This window comes from Microbacterium sp. MMO-20 (genome assembly GCF_037147735.1).
Classification (GTDB): Bacteria; Actinomycetota; Actinomycetes; order Actinomycetales; family Microbacteriaceae; genus Microbacterium.
The window spans coordinates 634564-652700 of the sequence record NZ_JBBCUU010000001.1 but is presented as its reverse complement, the minus strand read 5'-3'; the positions used below and the strand labels follow the sequence as shown (position 1 = coordinate 652700).

15 protein-coding genes are annotated in these 18137 nt (G+C 71.5%); 9 read left to right on the top strand and 6 right to left on the bottom strand.

Features of this window, described 5'->3' with window-relative positions; translation table 11 throughout:
• Window positions 1-4: 4 nt before the first annotated feature.
• Together WFI52_RS03235 and WFI52_RS03230 are read right to left on the bottom strand one after the other, a co-directional pair.
• Complete coding sequence (locus tag WFI52_RS03235) at window positions 5-3415, bottom strand: ATP-dependent helicase (protein WP_336625032.1); 3411 nt, start codon at window positions 3413-3415, stop codon at window positions 5-7.
• Window positions 3412-6528 (bottom strand): ATP-dependent helicase, encoded by a 3117-nt coding sequence (locus WFI52_RS03230; protein WP_336625033.1) that lies wholly within the window; start codon window positions 6526-6528, stop codon window positions 3412-3414. The genes WFI52_RS03235 and WFI52_RS03230 overlap by 4 nt, the downstream gene beginning before the upstream one ends.
• A gap of 185 nt (window positions 6529-6713) precedes the next feature.
• Here WFI52_RS03230 and WFI52_RS03225 point away from each other — a divergent pair, with 185 nt between their 5' ends.
• On the top strand, window positions 6714-6938 hold the full coding sequence (locus WFI52_RS03225; protein WP_336625034.1) for a DUF3107 domain-containing protein: 225 nt from the start codon (window positions 6714-6716) through the stop codon (window positions 6936-6938).
• 9 nt (window positions 6939-6947) lie between these two features.
• Window positions 6948-7238 carry a GlsB/YeaQ/YmgE family stress response membrane protein gene (locus tag WFI52_RS03220; RefSeq protein WP_336625035.1) on the top strand — a complete coding sequence of 97 codons (291 nt, stop codon included), beginning with the start codon at window positions 6948-6950 and terminating at the stop codon, window positions 7236-7238.
• On the opposite strand, the gene WFI52_RS03215 is transcribed toward WFI52_RS03220, so the two are convergent.
• A complete protein-coding gene (locus WFI52_RS03215) occupies window positions 7239-7955 on the bottom strand; it encodes a ferritin-like fold-containing protein (protein WP_336625036.1) in 717 nt (238 codons plus the stop codon). It abuts the gene before it with no gap.
• 162 nt (window positions 7956-8117) lie between these two features.
• Here WFI52_RS03215 and WFI52_RS03210 point away from each other — a divergent pair, with 162 nt between their 5' ends.
• Together WFI52_RS03210 and WFI52_RS03205 are read left to right on the top strand one after the other, a co-directional pair.
• Entirely contained in the window at window positions 8118-9644 is a 1527-nt protein-coding gene (locus tag WFI52_RS03210; RefSeq protein WP_336625037.1) for a DEAD/DEAH box helicase, read from the top strand.
• Between the two features lie 206 nt (window positions 9645-9850).
• Entirely contained in the window at window positions 9851-10270 is a 420-nt protein-coding gene (locus tag WFI52_RS03205; RefSeq protein WP_336625038.1) for an SHOCT domain-containing protein, read from the top strand.
• Between the two features lie 37 nt (window positions 10271-10307).
• Here WFI52_RS03205 and WFI52_RS03200 read toward each other — a convergent pair whose 3' ends face one another.
• A complete protein-coding gene (locus WFI52_RS03200) occupies window positions 10308-11165 on the bottom strand; it encodes a PHP domain-containing protein (RefSeq protein WP_336625039.1) in 858 nt (285 codons plus the stop codon).
• A gap of 68 nt (window positions 11166-11233) precedes the next feature.
• Here WFI52_RS03200 and WFI52_RS03195 point away from each other — a divergent pair, with 68 nt between their 5' ends.
• Both WFI52_RS03195 and WFI52_RS03190 read left to right on the top strand, forming a co-directional pair.
• On the top strand, window positions 11234-12265 hold the full coding sequence (locus tag WFI52_RS03195) for an endonuclease/exonuclease/phosphatase family protein (protein WP_336625040.1): 1032 nt from the start codon (window positions 11234-11236) through the stop codon (window positions 12263-12265).
• Between the two features lie 74 nt (window positions 12266-12339).
• Window positions 12340-13791, top strand: a complete 1452-nt coding sequence (locus tag WFI52_RS03190) for an aminopeptidase P family protein (protein WP_336625041.1) — start codon at window positions 12340-12342, stop codon at window positions 13789-13791.
• Between the two features lie 16 nt (window positions 13792-13807).
• Here WFI52_RS03190 and WFI52_RS03185 read toward each other — a convergent pair whose 3' ends face one another.
• Complete coding sequence (locus WFI52_RS03185) at window positions 13808-14473, bottom strand: alpha/beta hydrolase family protein (RefSeq protein WP_336625042.1); 666 nt, start codon at window positions 14471-14473, stop codon at window positions 13808-13810.
• A complete protein-coding gene (locus tag WFI52_RS03180; RefSeq protein WP_336625043.1) occupies window positions 14470-15087 on the bottom strand; it encodes a general stress protein in 618 nt (205 codons plus the stop codon). The genes WFI52_RS03185 and WFI52_RS03180 overlap by 4 nt, the downstream gene beginning before the upstream one ends.
• A 41-nt stretch (window positions 15088-15128) precedes the next feature.
• On the opposite strand from WFI52_RS03180, the gene WFI52_RS03175 reads away from it, so the two are divergent.
• Genes WFI52_RS03175 through WFI52_RS03165 form a run of 3 tightly spaced genes read left to right on the top strand, consistent with a single transcriptional unit; the run spans window position 15129 to window position 18122 of the window.
• A complete protein-coding gene (locus WFI52_RS03175) occupies window positions 15129-16403 on the top strand; it encodes a magnesium transporter MgtE N-terminal domain-containing protein (protein ID WP_336625044.1) in 1275 nt (424 codons plus the stop codon).
• Window positions 16403-16963, top strand: a complete 561-nt coding sequence (locus WFI52_RS03170; protein WP_336625045.1) for a DUF1003 domain-containing protein — start codon at window positions 16403-16405, stop codon at window positions 16961-16963. The genes WFI52_RS03175 and WFI52_RS03170 overlap by 1 nt, the downstream gene beginning before the upstream one ends.
• Before the next feature lie 7 nt (window positions 16964-16970).
• On the top strand, window positions 16971-18122 hold the full coding sequence (locus tag WFI52_RS03165) for a P-loop NTPase (RefSeq protein ID WP_336625046.1): 1152 nt from the start codon (window positions 16971-16973) through the stop codon (window positions 18120-18122).
• The last annotated feature ends 15 nt before the right edge of the window (window positions 18123-18137 follow it).

Sequence of the window (18137 nt, the reverse complement as noted above, 5' to 3'; positions counted from 1 at the left end):
CCGCTCAATCCCGAATGATCAGGCCGTCCGCGACGTAGAACAGCGCGACGTCGATGTCGGCCTCCGGGATGCCCGACCGCGCGTGGTAGGCGCGACGGTAGAGGCGCAGCTGCAGGAGCCGCTCGTCGCGCTCGGCGGCCGTCCGCGGCGCACGCCCCGTCTTCCAGTCGACGATCTCGACACGGTCTCCGCGGCGGTACACGGCGTCGAGCTTGCAGATCGCGATGTGCGGGCGTCCATCCGGAAGGAGGTCGTCGAGCACGACGTCGATCTCGACTTCGACCTCGATCGGCTGCAGGGGTGCCCACTCCGAGGCGAGGAAGCGCTCCTTCAGGTTGTCGAGGGCCACCGCGTCCGCGGGGGCGATCGCGAGGGACGCATCGCCATCGCCCCCGTCGTCGTCCAGCTCCCACAGCGCGGCGTCGGGGGCGGCGCCCGCGCCCGGCAGCCCCGAGCGCTGCTCGACCCACGCGTGGAACAGAGTGCCCAGGCGAGTCTGTCGATACGGCCGCTCGGGAAGCGGCACCGCGAGCGCCGCGACCGCGCCGTCGTAATCGGCGACGAAATCCTTGTAGCGGGATGCCGCGAGTCGCGTCGGCGCGCCATGGCCCGAGCCGGACGCTCGTCGATCGCGCTCCGCGCGCTCGACGAGGAGCAGCGTCACTTCGCGTGACGCAGGTGCGGGCGGCCCCGCGCGCGCCGCCCGCACCTGCGCGGCGGCACCGGTCACGGCCATCCGGCGGGCACCGAGCGGGTCGAGAGGCCACGACAGCAGCCGGCGCTCGTCGAGGTACGGGTTCTCCCCGGCATCCGCCGGCACGTCGAGGTCCACCCCGAGCGCGACGGCGATCTCCTCGAGGAACGGGCTCGGTCGACGCGGCGCCTTCGTTCCGGACCAGGCCGACCCCGTGATGAGCAGCCGGTCTCGTGCGCGGGTGACGGCGACGTACGCGAGCCGCCGCTCCTCGTCGAGCTGCCGATTCTTCAGCGCCGCAGAGAAGTCCTCGAGCGCGGCCCGCAGATCCTGCTGAGTGGGCGCGTCCTCCGCGCTCCAGGCGAGGCGTGGCAGCCAGTCACGGTCACCGCGGAAGGGGTAGGGAAGCACCCCGAAGCGCAGCCAGCCGAGGCCGTCACGCGGCTTCGCAGGCAGCTCCTCGTCGACCGCGCGCACGACGGCCACGGCATCCCATTCGAGGCCTTTGGACCCGTGGATCGTGAGGAGCTGGACGACGTCGTCTTCGGGAGGCTCCGTGCGCGGCGCGAACTCGTCCGCGCGCTCCGCCCGGTCGAGCCAGGCGAGGAGCGCCGGCAGAGACCCGCTCTCGTCCGTCGCGAGGAAGCCCTGCAGCTCGTCGACGAACGCGCGCAGCTGATCGCTCGCCACGCGCGCCGGCCCGCGGGCCTCGTTGGCCGCGAGCTCGATGTCGAGGCGGAGCTCTGTCTCGATGAGGCGCACGAGCTCGGGGATCGGCAGGCCTGCAGAGCGCCGCAGCGCCGCGAAGGTCGTCGCCGCGTCGCGCAGGCGTGCGCGCCCGACGCCGGTGAAGCCAGCGAGCCACCCGTGGTCGTCGCTCTGGCGCCCGACGAAGTCGAGCGCGTCGATGAGCGACGCGCTCTCATCGCCCGAACGGCGCAGTCGCGCCACCACCCCGGAATCCAAAGCCTGGAGCGACGCGTCGGAGCGCCCGAGCCGCCGTGCGAGCGCCGCGAGGGCGCGCAGGTCCTCGAGGCCCACAGCCCAGCGCGGTCCCTCCAGCAGTCGGATGAGCGCGGACCCCGACCGCGGGTCGCTGAGCACGCGGATCGTCGCGACGACATCGACGACCTCGGGAGTCGACAGGAGGCCGCCGAGGCCGAGGATGCGGTGCGGGATGCCGTGCCGCCCAAGCGCCTCGGCGAACCGCAGCATGTGCTTCTTGGCGCGGAAGAGGACCGCCCCGGTCGTCGGCGAACCCGCGGCGGCGCGTTCGGCGCGCACCCCACCGAACCATCGCGCGACCCTGTCCGCCTCGGCATCCACGTCGCCGTCGTAGGCCACCTCCACGAGCCCCTCCGGCGCCCCGGGGCGCGCGCCGAGCTCACCGACGGCGACGGGGGTGCGGGTCGCGAGGGGCGCCAGCACGGCATTCGCAGCGGTGAGCACCTGCTCACTGTTGCGCCAACTGGTCAGGAGCGAGAACCGCAGCGCGTCGGCGCCGAGGCTCGCCGGGGCGAAGGCGCGGGCGAAGGCGCCGAGGTTCCCCGCGCTCGCACCGCGCCATCCGTAGATCGATTGATGCGGATCGCCGACGGCCATCACGGGCGTGTCCGCGAAGATGGTCGCGAGCAGGTCGCTCTGCACGACGGATGTGTCCTGGTACTCGTCGAGGAGCACGACACGGTACCGGTCGCGCAGGTCCGCCGCGACGCTCGGGTGCGACATGACGACCTCGAGCGCCCCCGCCACCTGGTCGGAGAAGTCGATGAGGCCGCGGCGGCGCTTCTCGGCATCGTAGGCCCGCGCGAGGACCGCCAGCTGCGGCAGCCACGAAACGGGGGCGACCGCGTCGCGGACGGGCGCGAGGGGCCCACGGCCGCGCTGCGAGGGGCGATCGAGCACCTCGCGCAGGTCGGCGGCGAACGCTGCGACCTCGTCCAGGTCGGCGAGGTTGTCGACAGCGTCGCGCGCGAAGCGCAGCGCCGCATCGATGATCGTCGAGGGGCGGCGCTCGATCGCCTCGAGACCCGGATCGTCGCTGTCGTGCACGACGCGGCGCATGAGCAGCCACGCGGCCGACTCGCTGAGCACGACCGACTCCGGATCACGTCCGATCCGCACGGCGTTCTCGCGCACGAGCTGGTCCGCGAAACTGTTGTAGGTGGCGACCGTCGGCCGCTCGAGCAGCGCATCGCCGCGCGGGGTGTGACCGGGCGCGTCGCCCGTCTCGGCGACGCCCGCACGCGCCTCGCGCGTCAGTCGGTCGTCGGCGAGGCGATCGAGCGTCTCGCGGCGCAGGGCGGCGGCGCGGCGCGGATCTGCGCTCTCGCGTTCGATGCGGCCGAAGACGTCGAGCTCGCCGCGCCGGTGGAGGTCTTCGAGGTCGGGCAGGAGGCCGCGAGACTCGAACTCGGTCAGGCGCGCGAGCCGACGCTGGATCCTCTCGGCGAGTTCGCCCGCCGCCTTGCGGGTGAAGGTCAGGCCGAGGATCTCGTCGCGACGGACGAGCCCGTTGGCGACGAGCCAGACGACCCGGCCCGACATCGTCTCGGTCTTGCCGCTGCCTGCGCCGGCGACGACGAGCGTGGGCGCGAGCGGCGCCGCGATGACGGCGGACTGCTCGGGCGTCGGGGGAAACTGCCCGAGGGCCGCGGCGATCGCCTCCGGTGAGAGCGATGGGGACGGCGTCGACGTGCGGGGCGAGGTCACGAGCGTCACGAGCCGCTCACCGCCCCGACCGTGTGAATGCGGCAGAGACCGTGTGTGTGGTCGTCGCGGCAGTGCGCCTCGTAGGGCGCGAGGAAGCTCCGACCGCCCATGACGTGCACGGCGTTCTCGATCGTGCCGACGAAGGCGGCGCGCGACTCGTCGTCGAAGGGCGCCTGCACCGGCGTGGCGTACGGCGCCGTGCGGGTCTGCTTCAGCACGAGGAGCTTCGCTCCGCCGGAGGGACGACCGGATGCCGCGGGAATCGCGCCCTGCTCGAACGCGAGCTGGTAGGCGCTCAGCTGGGGGTTCGTCACCGCCGCAGCGGCGCCGGTCGCCCGCGTGCGACCGGTTTTCAGGTCGACGATCACGACGGTGCCTTCCGCCGTGAGCTCGACGCGGTCGATCGTCCCGCTGACGACCGCAGGATGAGCCGCCCCGGGCACCGGAAGGCTCAGCTCGAAATGCGGTTCGGCGCCGAGGAGGGTCGTTCCGGCGGCGTGAGTGTCGCGGAGGTACCGCGCGAGCCGGCGGATGAGGTCGCGCGCCCGGGTGCGCTCGGTGCGTTCGATCCAGGCGGCGTCGAATTCCAGCTCACCCCAGCGCGCCTCGACCGCGGCCCAGAGTGCGTCCTCGTCCGCCCCGTCGGCGTGCTCGAGGGCGGCGTGGATGAGCGTGCCCAGGCCCGCCCCGACGCTGCCGCTGTCACCGCCGAGATCGCCGATGACCCAATTGAGCTGACACTCGCCGATCGCCTCGAGCTTCGAGGGCGACACGCGCGCGGCCTCGGCATCCAGGTCGTACAGCGGGCCGGAGCTCGAGTACGCGGCGAGGCCGTACCACTCGTCCGGATCGGCGCCGGGTACGCCGGCCGCCGCGAGCAGGGCGAGTTGGCCGGCAGCGTTCTCTCGCGCCTGATTCGGCGAGTGCGGGTCGGTGAGGGCACGGCGATGCAGCGCGACGAGACCCCGCAGCGAAAGCGGGTGCTCCGCGGCGCGCGGTGCCGCCTCCGCCTCGGGCAGGAACTCGAACAGGGGGCTCGGACCGGTGTCGTCGTCGTTCACGGCTGTCACGACGAGACGCTCCCGCGCGCGCGTGACGGCGCGGACGAACAGTCGCAGCTCGTCGTGCAGCACGCCGCGACGAAGATCCAGGGCGTCGGCGGACTCGCCGCGATCGAGCGTTGCGAGCCGCCACGTGTCGAAGAGGCCTCCGCGCGTGCGCAGATTCGGCCACACGCCGTCTTGCACTCCCGCGACGACGACGGTGTCGAACTCGGCGCCGATCGCCCCGGCGGGAGTCAGCACCCGCACGACGCCCTGCGCGGCCGTCGTCGTCAGTCGGTCCTCCGCCACGTCGGACTGCAGCACGCCCCGCACGAAGGCGAGCGCTGATGTGCCGTCGGCGCGTTCGCCGTGCCGCTTCGCCGATTGGAAGAGGGCGACGACCGCGTCGAGGTCACGACGCGCGCGATCGGCGACGGGACCGCTCCCCTGCGCGGCATCGCGCCACGTGCGCTCCCATCCCGACCGCTCCCACGCCGTCCACAGCAGCTCGTGCGCCGTCGCGCCGTCTGCGAGCTGGGCGCGCAGCTCGGCGAGCGTCCGCGCGATCCGCGCCGCCCGACGCGCCTCGCGCGTGTCGAGGAGGTCGAACTCGATGGGGTGCGCCAGGGCGGACGCCACGAGATCGCGCGCGCTGGGTGCCGGTTCTGCCGAGCCGTGCGAAGCCTCGTCTCGTGCAGTCTCGTCCCGCAGGGCTTCGTCTCGCAAAGCCGCGTGCCTCAGGGCCGTCCGCAGCCGACGCAGCTCGACGGGGTCGAGACCGCCGCTGCGGAGAGCGTCGAACACGTCGTCGTGCGACCAGCTCTCGCGCGCGGCGAGGTCGACGAGCTGCAGCAGATCGCGAACGGCGCGCGTCTCGCCGAGCGTGCGCCCCTGTCCGCTGGAGGTCGGCACGTCGCGCGCCGCGAGCTCGGCTTCGAGGTTCGACACCTGGCGACCGTCGTGCGCGATGACGGCGCAGTCGTCCCAGGCGATGCCGTCGAGGATGTGGCGTTCGCGCAGCAGCCGCGCGATCGTGTCCACCTCCTCCCCCGCCGAGCGCACCGCGAAGGCCCGGACCGAGGCATCCGGCTCCGCCGGTCCGGGCGCCCGACGATGCGCCGCGATGCCGCCGGCACCGATGCGCGAGGTCACCTCCGCCGCGAGAGCACGCTGCGCCGCGGTGCCGCGGTGGACATCGTCGAGCACGTAGACGGGCACTCCCGACGCCAACCGCGCGAAGTTCTCGGGGCGGGCACCGCGAAACGCCCCTGATCCGATGTCGGGATCACCGAAGGCGAGGACGGCGACGCCCGTCGCGCGGCACGCCTCGAGCAATTCCACTCCGCCGAGCGTGAGCTCCTGCGCATCGTCGACGAGCAGTGCGCGCACGCGCGCAGTCGTCCCGCGGGCGACATCGCCCTCGGGGAGCTGCCGCGCGAGGAGCGCCGCCTCGCGGACAAGCCCCGCGGCGTCGCGGTGGGCACCGCGCATACGGGACCGGACGGCGAGGTAGTCCTCCGCGAACGACGCCAAGGCGACCCATACCTCGCGATCCTGCGCGCGGGCGTGCTCGCGCAAGCGCTCGGGGGGGATGCCGAGGGTCGTGCACTCGGCAAGGAACGCGCGCAGCTCCGCGCGGAATCCGCGCGTGGTGCGGACGTCGGCGCCCAACCACGCGGGCCAGCGAGGGCGTCCGTCGGCTTCGTCCTCGGCATCCCCGTCGAGGAGATCCGCGACGATGCCGTCCTCATCGGGGCCGGTGAGCAGCTGCGGCGGCTCAGCGCCCGAGTGCACGGCGTGCGCGCGGACGATCTGGTAGGCGAACGCGGCCAGCGAGCGGGCGAGCGGTCCCGGGGTCGCGATGCGGACGGCGAGCGCAAGTCGGTCGCGCAGCTCGGTCGCGCTCTGCCGCGTCGGGGTGAGCACGAGCACTTCTTCGGGTGGGACCCCCGCCTCGATGAGCGCCACCACGCGTTCGACGATGACGGTCGTCTTGCCCGATCCGGGCGGCCCGACGACGACGCCCGATGCGCCCGAGGGCAGCGACACGACGGCGTGCTGGGCGGGATCGAGGCGCATGCGTCCACGCTATCCGGGAGCGCCGACACGTCCGTCCCCCATGCCACCACCGCACGGCCACCACCGCACGGCTACCACAGGGTGGAGGGTGCGGCGTTCGCGGAGAGCGAGCGCGGAAGCCCCGTACGCTCTCGGTGTCGTAGAGTCGACGTGCGCCCGGCGTTCGGGCCGGGAAGGCAGTCACCGTGGAGATCCGCATCGGCATCGCGAACACCGCTCGCGAGCTCAGCTTCGAGTCCGCTCAGTCGGCGGATGCCGTCGCCCAGGCCGTCTCGACGGCGCTCGAGTCCGGCCAGAGCGCCGTGAGCTTCGCCGATGTCAAGGGCAACACCTACATCGTCCCGACGGCGGGCATCGCCTTCGTCGAGGTGGGCACCGAAGAGTCCCGCCGCGTCGGCTTCGTCGCCTGAGCCGCTTCCGTGGACATCCTTCTCGCCTTCATCTTCGGCGGGGCGGCGGGGGCCGTCCTCCATTTCCTGATGCCGGGGCGCGTCTCCCGCGGTGCGGCGCTGGCCACGATCCTGGGCGCCGTCGTGGGCGGCTTCGTGTGGCTCGCGTTCACCTGGGCAGGCGTCACGACCGCGAGTCCGTGGATCTGGATCGTCTCGATCGCGGCCCCGCTCGTGGTGGTGCCGCTCGTCCTCCTCGCGCTCACCCGCGCGCGTGCCACGCATGATGCGCGCGAGCGTCTGCGTCTGAAGATCTCCTGATCAGGCGTCGAGCCCGATCGCGGACATCCGCCGTGAGTGCGCCGCGAGCAGGTCGGTGAACACCGGTTCGACCTTCTTCTCCTCCGCGGCATCCAGCGTCTGCGGGCGCAGCGCGCCCCGGACGATGAGGAGCGTATCGCCGACGAGGCGCCTGCCCCACAGCGACAACAGGTCGCGCCACTGCTCGTCGGCGTCGATCGCGTCGGTGAGCAGCCGGACGAGCGCCTGACGGTCGTCGTCGCCCAGCAAGATCTTCGCTACGCGGTCGCCCGTTGATCCGTAACCGCCCGAGAGAGCGAGGTAGAAGTCGTCGAGCATGCCCGCGGTGATGTGCACCGACAGCATCGTCTCGAGGTGGCGGGCGCCGTGCGTCGCGCGGCGGAACGCGTCCAGCGGCTCCCGGAACGGCAGCATCAGGTCGAGCGGATCGTCGCCCCGCTCGCGGATGACCGCCACGATCTGCTGGTGCTTGAACAGCGCCGCGCCCGCCGCGCGCGAAATCGACTCCTTGTGCGAAAGCTCGGGAGTCGGCGCGATGAGTTCGGACAGCGTCTCGAAGTAGCCGAGCTGCAGGTACGCCGCCTGGCCGAGGAACGTGTCGATCGCCGGCGCGAGCTCCTCGAAGTCGACGCGATTGACGTCGCCGAAGTCGCCCCGCGAACGCACTTTCAGTGTGCGGGGGGCTGTGCGCTTGCGCTGCCAGGGCCAGGTCACCACGCTCACAGCCTACGACGCCGGACCGCGGCGACGAGCGATCCGGCCCGCCTCCGGTAGGCTTGCCCTGTCCCGGCGACGGATCGGGGCCACCGCGCCTGTGGCTGAGTGAAGGGCGTGGACTCTTTCACCCGGCGGCCTCTCACCGCCAGACAGGCACGTATCGTGACGACTTTCGCACAGATGGGCGTCGACGCCGACATCGTCGAGGCACTGGCATCCAAGGGCATCGTGGATGCCTTCCCGATCCAGGAGCAGACCATCCCGCTCGGCCTTCCCGGCCAGGACATCATCGGTCAGGCCAAGACCGGAACGGGCAAGACCTTCGGCTTCGGCATCCCGGTCGTCCAGCGCCTCGGCCTCGACCCCGCTCCCGGCGTCAAAGCCCTCATCGTCGTGCCGACGCGCGAGCTCGCCGTCCAGGTCTACGAGGACATGGACATGCTCACCTCCAACCGCTCGACGAGCGTCGTCGCGATCTACGGCGGCAAGGCGTACGAGGGCCAGATCGATCAGCTCAAGGCCGGTGCGCAGATCGTCGTCGGCACCCCGGGCCGACTGATCGACCTGAGCAATCAGCGCCTGCTCGACCTGTCGCACGCGACCGAGGTCGTCCTCGACGAGGCCGACAAGATGCTCGACCTCGGGTTCCTGCCCGACATCGAGAAGATCTTCGCGAAGGTCGCACCCGTCCGCCACACGATGCTCTACTCGGCGACGATGCCCGGTCCGATCGTCGCGCTTGCGCGCCGGTTCATGTCGAACCCCATTCACATCCGCGCCACCGACCCCGACGAGGGTCTCACGCAGGCGAACATCAAGCACCTCGTCTACCGCGCCCACTCGCTCGACAAGGACGAGGTCATCGCGCGCATCCTGCAGGCCGAGGGCCGCGGCAAGACGGTCGTCTTCACGCGCACCAAGCGCGCCGCGCAGAAGCTCGTCGACGAGTTGAACGACCGCGGCTTCAACGCGGGCGCCGTGCACGGCGACATGAGCCAGGAGGCGCGCGAGCGCTCCATGGCCGCGTTCAAGGCGGGCAAGAAGGACGTGCTCATCGCGACGGATGTCGCGGCGCGCGGCATCGACGTCGACGACGTGACCCACGTGATCAACCACACGATCCCCGATGACGAGAAGACCTACCTGCACCGCGCGGGACGCACGGGACGCGCCGGCAAGACCGGCATCGCTGTCACGTTCGTCGACTGGGACGACCTGCACAAGTGGGCGCTCATCAACCGCGCCCTCGACTTCGGTCAGCCCGAACCCGTCGAGACCTACTCGTCGAGCCCGCACCTGTACGAGGACCTCGACATCCCCGCCGGAACGAAGGGCCGTATCGCGAAGGCGCCGAAGACCGAGACCGTCCGCACGCCACGCTCCGCGCGGCCCGAGCGCGCCGCAGACGCCGCCGCCGAGGGCACCGCTGAGGGCGGCACGCGCCGTCGCCGCCGTCGCCGCTCGGGCAGCACGCCGGTCGGGTCGACGTTCAGCGACGGTCAGGCACCCACCGAGGGTGGGGCCCCGGATGCCGCGGTCGGCGACACTCCGCCCGCCGACCGCGAGGGCGCCGGGACCCACGACGGCTCAGGGCGCGAGCACCACGACGGCAAGCCCGCCCCCGCACGTCGCCGCCGCCGTCGCCGTGGCGGTTCGGGCGGCTCCGCAGCCGCGGCGCCGACGGCCTGAGCGCTTTCACGCCCGCGTCCGCGGTCACGCACGAAGCGGCAGGCGCGGGTCGCGGCGTCGATGCGCGCTCGATCGGCCCGGGCTGCTGCACTCACCCACGCTAGGCGTCGCACGCGTCGCGGCGTCATCTGGCGTGCCGCGCGCTGGGCGACCCCTACGCTGTAACCGACGGCACCCGCCGTCTCCACTCTTTCGAAAGGCACGTCATGCGCTTCATCAAGGCCGCCGCGGTCGAGTACCACGGCTTCTGGGGCTCGTTCTGGGACCTCATCTGGTGGTTCCTCACCATCTTCATCTTCGTCGCCTATCTGATGGCCCTGTTCTCGATCATCAGCGACATCTTCCGCGACCGGAACCTCGCCGGCGGCTGGAAGGCGCTCTGGATCTTCTTCCTGATCTTCTTCCCCATCGTCACGGCGCTCGTGTACCTGATCGCGCGTGGTCGCGGCATGGGTGAGCGCCAGGCCGCCGCCGTGCAGCAGTACAAGACGGCGCAGGACGACTACATCAAGGAGGTCGCCGGCACGAGCCCCGCTGACCAGATCGCACAGGCGAAGTCGCTGTTGGATGCCGGGACCATCACGCAGGCGGAGTTCGACGCCCTCAAGGCCAAGGCTCTCGCCTGACCCGTCCCGCGGGCCGACGCGCCCCCGTCGTCGCCGATCAGGCGAAGACGGGGGCGCTGCCCGTTCCGCGGGCGATGATGCGCGCCACCATCTCGTCCGTCGTGCTGTGCTCGCCGGGCTGATTCGGCTTTCCGAGGCCGTGATAGTCGCTCGATCCGGTCACGATGAGATCGCGTCGGCGCACGAGCTCACGCAGCTCGCCGAGCGCGGGCTCGCGGTTCTCCCGGTGCCCCAGCTCGAAGCCCGCGAGGCCCGCCGCGAGCATCCCCTCCACGATGCGGTCCGGGAGCAGCCCCGCGCGCCCCGCCGGGTGGGCGATGATCGGCACACCGCCGGCATCCGTCACGGCCGCCACCGCCGTCACGGGGTCGGGTGCGTAGAGGGCGACGTAATACTCGCTGCCGGGGCTGAGGATGCCGGCGAACGCCTCCCCCCGGTCACGCACGTGTCCTTTTGCGACGAGAGCGTCGGCGAGGTGCGGGCGTCCGACAGTCGCCCCGGTCGCGGTCTGGTCGAGCACGTCGTCCCACGTGAGGTCGTAATCGCGCCCGATGCGCTCAGCCATCTCTCGGGCTCGCGTGAGCCGTGAGGAACGGATGCGGTCGGTCAGCGCGCGCAGTGTCGCGGCATCCGGATCGAACAGGTAGGCGAGCACGTGGACGCTCCGCCATTCGTGGCGGGCGGACAACTCCATGCCCGGGAGGAATGTCATACCGAGCGATCCCGCACTCTCCGCGGCCTCCGCCCATCCCGAGGTCGTGTCGTGGTCGGTGAGCGCGATCGTGCCGAGGCCAGCCGCGTACGCGGATGCCACGACGTCCGCCGGCCGCTCAGTGCCGTCGGAGTGGTCCGAGTGCAGGTGCAGATCACTCGGACCGGAGAATCGCCTCGCCATCCCTCGAGCGTATCGGCCCGCCCTCCACTCTCAGGGTTCGTCCGCCTCACCCCCGTAGAGTCGAACGCGTGCTGCGCCTGCTCGGACTCCTCTTCACCGTGCTCGCGGCGATCGCGGCTGCGATCGTCACGTGGCCGCAGTTCTTCCGCCTCGAGCGCACGTTCCCGATCGCGCAGATCGTCTCTCTGCGTCCGCTCGTGATCCTCGTGTGCGCCGCCGTCCTCGTGCTCGCCCTGCTCCTGTGCCTCGCACGCCCGATGCGCGCCCTCGCGGCATCCCTCGCGATCATCGCGGTGCTTGCAGGGGGTGCGAACGTGGCGATCCTGATGATGCGCGGCGTGGGGCCCGGCTCACTCCCCGAGCCGACCGACCAGTCCGTCCGGGTCATGACCTGGAACACGGCGGGGGACGGCACCGACGCCGACCTCATCGCCCAGACGGCGGTCGCCATGCGCGCCGACATCGTGGCGCTCCCCGAGACGACGATCGAGACGGGCGAGGCCGTCGCGATCGCGATGCGCGACCTCGGTTCGCCCATGTGGGCGCACCACGAGAACTTCGGCGATCGCGAAGACTTCCCCGATTGGGCCTCGAATTCCACGACCCTCCTCATCTCGCCCGACCTCGGCGACTACTCGGTCGTGTCGTCGACGACGGACGGCGAGAGCAACACGTCGCAAGTGCCGACGGTCGTCGCGATGCCCGTCGACGGCACCGGGCCGGTCGTCGTGGCCGTGCATGCCGTCGCGCCCCGGCAGAGCGCCATGGGCGACTGGCAGAGCGACCTCGAGTGGCTCGCCGACCAGTGCGGCAGCGCGAACGTCATCATGGCGGGCGACTTCAACGCGACCGTCGACCACATGGCACGCCTCGGCACCGGCGGCGACCTCGGCAACTGCCGTGACGCGGCGGTCGCAACAGGGACGGGCGCCGTGGGCACATGGTCGACCGAGTGGCCGGCGGTCTTCGGCACGCCGATCGACCACGTCCTCTCGACGGATGCCTGGACCCCGACCGGATCCGTCGTCCTCACCTCGCTCGACGACAGCGGCAGCGACCATCGCCCGCTCGTCGTGCAGCTGGAACCCGCCGCGCACTGACAGCGTTATGCACCGCCACGCGCGCGAGACGGACGCACGAGACGCGCACGCGAGCGGAGTGCGAGACTGGACGCATGAGCACGAACGAGAGCGACACGATCGCACCGGAGACGTCGACGGAGGCCGGGACCACGGCCGCCCCTGGCCCCGCATCAGCGGCGCAGAACCAGAACCGCAAGCAGCCGTTCCCGCAGGGCTTCCTCGACGAGATCTCGAACGGATGGGCCGAGCGCCCCGACCAGATGCCGCCCGAGCGAGCACAGGCGCGGTTCGCGGCGCGGCGCCGCGATGCCGTCTCGGCCGCCTTCCCGGGTCGGCGCCTCGTGCTTCCCGCCGGCTCCTACAAGCAGCGATCGAACGACACCGACTACCCGTTCCGTCCGCACTCGGCGTTCGCGCACCTCACGGGGTGGGCTTCCGATGCCGTCCCCGACTCGGTGCTCGTGTTCGAACCGACCGATGAGGCGGGCCACGACGTCACCCTTCATTTGCGCGAGCGCGCCGACCGGACGACGACCGAGTTCTACGCCGACGCCACGATCGGCGAGTTCTGGATCGGGCCGCGGCCATCGCTCGAGGGTGTCGCCGGCGAGCTCGGCATCCGCACGGCGCACATCGACGCCTTCGAGGCACGGGACGGCGACCTGGTCCTCGACGAGGACGACGACCTCACCCGTTTCGTCTCCGAGCTCCGCCTCGTCAAGGACGAGTACGAGGTCGCGCAGATGCGACTCGCGGTCGAAGTCACGGCGCGCGGCTTCGACGACATCGTCGCGGACCTCCCCCGCATCATCGACACGCCGCGCGGCGAGCGCGCGGTGGAAGGCATCTTCCACCACCGGGCCCGCGTCGAGGGCAACGGCGAGGGCTACGACACGATCGCCGCCTCCGGCCCGCACGCGTGCTACCTGCACTGGGCGCGCAACGACGGTGCCGTCGTCCCCGGCGACCTCATCCTCATCGACGCGGGCGTCGAGGTCGACAGCCTCTACACCGCCGACATCACCCGCACACTGCCGGTGTCGGGCACCTTCACCGAGGTGCAGCGGAGGGTGTACGAGACGGTGCGCGAAGCGGCCGACGCGGCGTTCGCGGTCGCGAAGCCGGGCGTGAAGTTCCGCGCCGTGCACGAGGCGGCGATGGCGGTCATCGCCCGGCGCACCGCCGAGTGGGGACTTCTACCCGTGACCGCCGACGAAGCTCTGGATGCCGATCGCGGCGGCCAGCACCGGCGCTATATGGTGCACGGCACCTCGCACCACCTCGGGATCGACGTGCACGACTGCGCGCAGGCCCGCCGTGAGATGTATTACGACGGTCTGCTCGAAGAGGGCATGGTGTTCACGATCGAGCCCGGTCTGTACTTCCAGATCGACGACCTCACCGTGCCCGAGGAGTACCGCGGCATCGGCGTGCGCATCGAAGACGACGTCCTCGTGACGGCGAACGGCGTGGAGAACCTGTCCGCCGGCATCCCCCGCACCGCCGATGAGGTCGAAGCCTGGATCGCGCGCACTGCCCGCTGAGGAGTGGGGAGCGGACTCAGACGCGCGTGCGCAACCACTCCGCGACGGTCGGAGCCAGCGCGGCGCCGACCTCGTCGGGCGGGCGCCTCTGACCCTTCACCTCGAACGAGTGACCGCCGCCGGGAATCCATACGATCTCGGCGTCGGTGCTCGTGGCCACCGATGCTTCGAAATCCGCGATCGGCTGGATGAACGGATCGACGTCGCCCTCGACGAACAGCTGAGGCGGCCGGATGAGGGCGAGGTGCGCACCGCGCGGTTTGTCCGACTTGCCCGGGGCATGGAACGGGTAGCCGAGGTAGACGAGCGCCGCGGGCTCGATCGCGCCCTCGGCGGCGGCCATCGATGCCATCCGGCCGCCGTACGACTTGCCCGCGGCGACGAACGGCACGCCGGTCGCGATCCGCGAGATCTCGGCCGCGACGGCCGCCCAGGTGGCGACCGCGTGTGGCGCCGGCCCCGGCATCCGTCGGCCGGCTTCGCGGTAGGGGAAGGCGAAACGCAGAGTCGCGAAGCCCTCGCTGCGCAGCCCCGCGGCGAAGCCGACGAGGAACGGATGGTCGAGTCCGGCGCCGGCACCGTGCGCAAGTGCAACCACCGCCCTCGGCGCCGCGGCCGGCTCCTCCCACGCCGTCGTGACGCGCACCGCTCCCGACGGAAGGGCGACGTCGAGCGCCGTCATGGGCGGGGTGCGTCTGCGCCCGGCTGCGGCGGAGTGTGGGAAGCGTCCGGACCGGGTGCGGGCGGCGCAACAGGTGTAGGCGCCGGGTCGACACGCTCACCGTACTGCGGTGGCGTCGACAGGTCGATCGGGGCGGGAGCGGGCGCGGTGGGAGCGGACCCACGGCCGATCACCTCACGCGCCCGGTGGATGCTCGAGGGAAGCACTGTGACCTCATAGCGGTCGGCGACGACCTGCGTGACCGAGGTGTAGTCACGGCGACGCCGCAGCAGAGCGTACGAGACGAGGCTCAAGAGCATGCCCACCGCGATGCCGACGAACATCACGCCGATGAACAGCTGGATGGCGGCGCTCGGTGTGCCGAGGACGAAGATCGCAGAGAACAGCAGGCCGAGGAGGATGCCGTTGATCGCACCCGACCGCGCCGCCGCCGCGTAGCCGAGCTTGCCGGTCACGGTCTCGATCGAGCGCAGACCGTGACCGACGACCTGGATGTCACGCGCCGGGATGTCCGCCTGGATCAGCTGCGACACCGCCTGCTGGGCGCCCTGATAGGTCGCGAAGTCGGCGATCTTCTCGCCGTGCTGCTGCGGGCTGCCGCCGATCATGCTCATCCGTCCATCTTGACACGGAGCCTGCAGACTACGCTGGACGGGTGAGTACGCAGAGGGTTTTCGTGGCACGCCTGGTCGGCTGCACCGTGTTCGACCCCGCGGGCGACCGGCTCGGCAAAGTCCGTGACGTCGTCGTCATTTACCGCAAAGACGACCCGCCGCGGGTCGTGGGGCTCGTCGTCGAGATCCCGGGTCGCCGGCACGTGTTCCTCTCCATCGGACGGGTCACCTCGATCCAGACGGGCCAGGTCATCACGACCGGGCTCATCAACGTGCGCCGCTTCCAGCAGCGCGGCGGCGAAGTGCGGGTCATGACGGAACTCCTCGGCCGTAAGGTCTACTTCGCCGATGGATCCGGCGAGGCCGTCATCGAGGACGTCGCGATCGAGCGTGATCGGCTGGGCCTGTGGGACATCGGTCAGCTCTTCCTCCGCAAGCCCAAGACCTCGGCATCCCCCTTCGCGAAGGGACCCACGACGTTCGCCGACTGGCAGGACGTGCGTGAGCAGCAGGCCCCCGGCGAAGCCCAGTCGGCCGAGCAGCTCGTCGCGACCTACTCGGAGCTCAAGCCCGCCGACCTGGCCAACACGCTCCTCGACCTCCCCGACGAACGTCTGCTCGAAGTCGCCGAGGAACTCAGCGACGATCGCCTCGCGGATGCCCTCGAGGAGATGCCCGAGGACGACCAGGTGCATATCCTGGAGGCGCTCGGCGACGAGCGGGCCGCCGACATCCTCGACCAGATGGAACCCGACGACGCCGCCGACGTGCTCGCCCAGCTCCCCGAGGACCAGCGCGAGGAGCTTCTCGAGCTCATGGAGCCCGAAGAGGCCGAGGACGTCCGCGCGCTGCTGAAGTACGGCCCCGACACGGCGGGTGGACTCATGACGCCCGAGCCCATCGTGCTCTCGGCGGATGCCACGGTGGCCGAAGCCCTCGCGCTGATCCGTCGGCACGAGCTCCACCCGGCTCTCGCCGCGGCAGTGTTCATCACCCTGCCCCCGTACGAGACGCCGACGGGGCGTCTGCTCGGCACCGTGCACTTCCAGCGGATGCTCCGGTACCCGCCGCACGAGCGGCTCGGCGCAATCATCGACGACACCGCCGACGCGGTGCCGGCGACCGCGTCCGCCGCCGAGGTGGCACGCATGCTCGCGAGCTACAACCTCGTCTCGCTCCCGGTCGTCGACCAGGCGCACCGCCTCGTCGGTGCCGTCAGCGTCGACGATGTGCTCGACTACCTCCTGCCGGAGGACTGGCGTTCGCACGACGGTGACGATGCGGCGCGGCCGGCGACCGAAGGAGTCCGCCGGTGATGGCTCGCACGCCTCGCGCCGCGAAGGCGAACCTCGAGGACCCGCGCGGCCGCTCCGGCGTCCTCGCCCGCACGCCCCGCGCGCCGCAGCCCTCGCGCGACCGGTTCGGGCGCTTCACGGAGTGGATCGCCCGCGCCATGGGAACTCCGGCATTCCTCCTCATTCTGAGCCTCTTCTGCATCGCCTGGATCAGCTGGAACACGCTCGCCCCGGAACTGTGGCGTTTCGACTCTCAGACGTACGGGTTCACGGTGCTCACCCTCGTGCTCTCTCTGCAGGCGTCGTACGCCGCTCCCCTCATCCTCCTCGCGCAGAACCGCCAGGACGATCGCGACCGCGTGCAGATCGAGCAGGACCGTCAGCGCGCCGAACGCAACCTCGCCGACACCGAGTACCTCGCCCGCGAGGTCGTCGCGCTGCGGATGGCGCTTACCGACGTCTCCGAGCAGGTCGTCACGCGTGACGTGCTGCGGCAGGAGCTGAAGGCCCTCCTCGAGGATCTCCATGCACGTGATGCCGCGGTTTCGCCGGCTCCGAGCGGTCCGGCCGCGAGCGTCTGAGCTCCCCGTGTCTCTCGCTTCGACACCCGAAGACACCGTCCGCGCTGCCGTCGGCGCGGTGACCGATCCCGAGCTGCGCCGCCCGCTTGCCGAGCTCGACATGGTCCGCGGCGTCGAAGTGACAGGCAGCAGTGCGCGGGTCGAGATCGCGCTGACGATCGTGGGGTGCCCCGCCGCCGACCGCATCGAGCGCGACGTGCGCAACGCCGCGGCATCCGTATCAGGCATCGACGAGGTCGATGTCGTCGTCGGCGTGATGACGCCCGCCGAGCGGGCCGCGCTCACCGAGCGGCTGCGCGGAAGCCGCGCACGAGCAATGCCGTTCGGCCCCGACGCGCTCACACGGGTCATCGCCGTCACGAGCGGCAAGGGCGGCGTCGGCAAGTCGACGCTCACGGCGAACCTCGCCGTGGCTCTCGCCGAACGCGGCCTCGCGGTGGGACTCATCGACGCCGACGTGCACGGGTTCTCGATCCCGGCCCTGCTCGGCCTCGTCGAAGCGGACGGCCTTCCCCCGCAGCCGACGCGCATCGACGACCTCATGCTGCCGCCCGTCGCGTACGGCGTGAAGACCATCTCGATCGGGATGTTCCTGCCGAAGGGCCAGCCGGCCGCGGCGGTCGCCTGGCGCGGACCGATGCTGCACCGCACTGTTCAGCAGTTCCTCACCGACGTCTTCTTCGGCGACCTCGACATCCTGCTCCTCGACATGCCGCCCGGCACGGGCGACGTCGCGATCTCGGTCGGCCAGTTACTGCCCCACGCCGATGTGCTCGTCGTGACCACGCCGCAGACGGCGGCGTCCGACGTCGCCGTCCGCTCGGGTCTCGTCGCCGGTCAGACCGGGCAGCGGGTCGTCGGCGTCGTCGAGAACATGGCCGCCATGACCCTCCCGGACGGGACCGTGCTCGATCTCTTCGGCGCGGGCGGCGGAGCCGCCGTTGCCGCGGCTCTGTCGACGGATGCCGCACCCGTGCCGCTCCTCGGGTCGGTGCCGCTCAGCGTCGCGCTGCGCACCGGCGGTGACACGGGCGTCCCCGTCGTCGTGGGTGACGCGCAGGACGCCGCGGCGCGCGCGATCTCCGCCGTCGCCGACGCTCTCCTCGCGACCGGCTCGCGTCGTCTCGCGGGTCGCCCGCTGCCGCTCACCCCGCGCTGAGCGCGACGTCTCCCC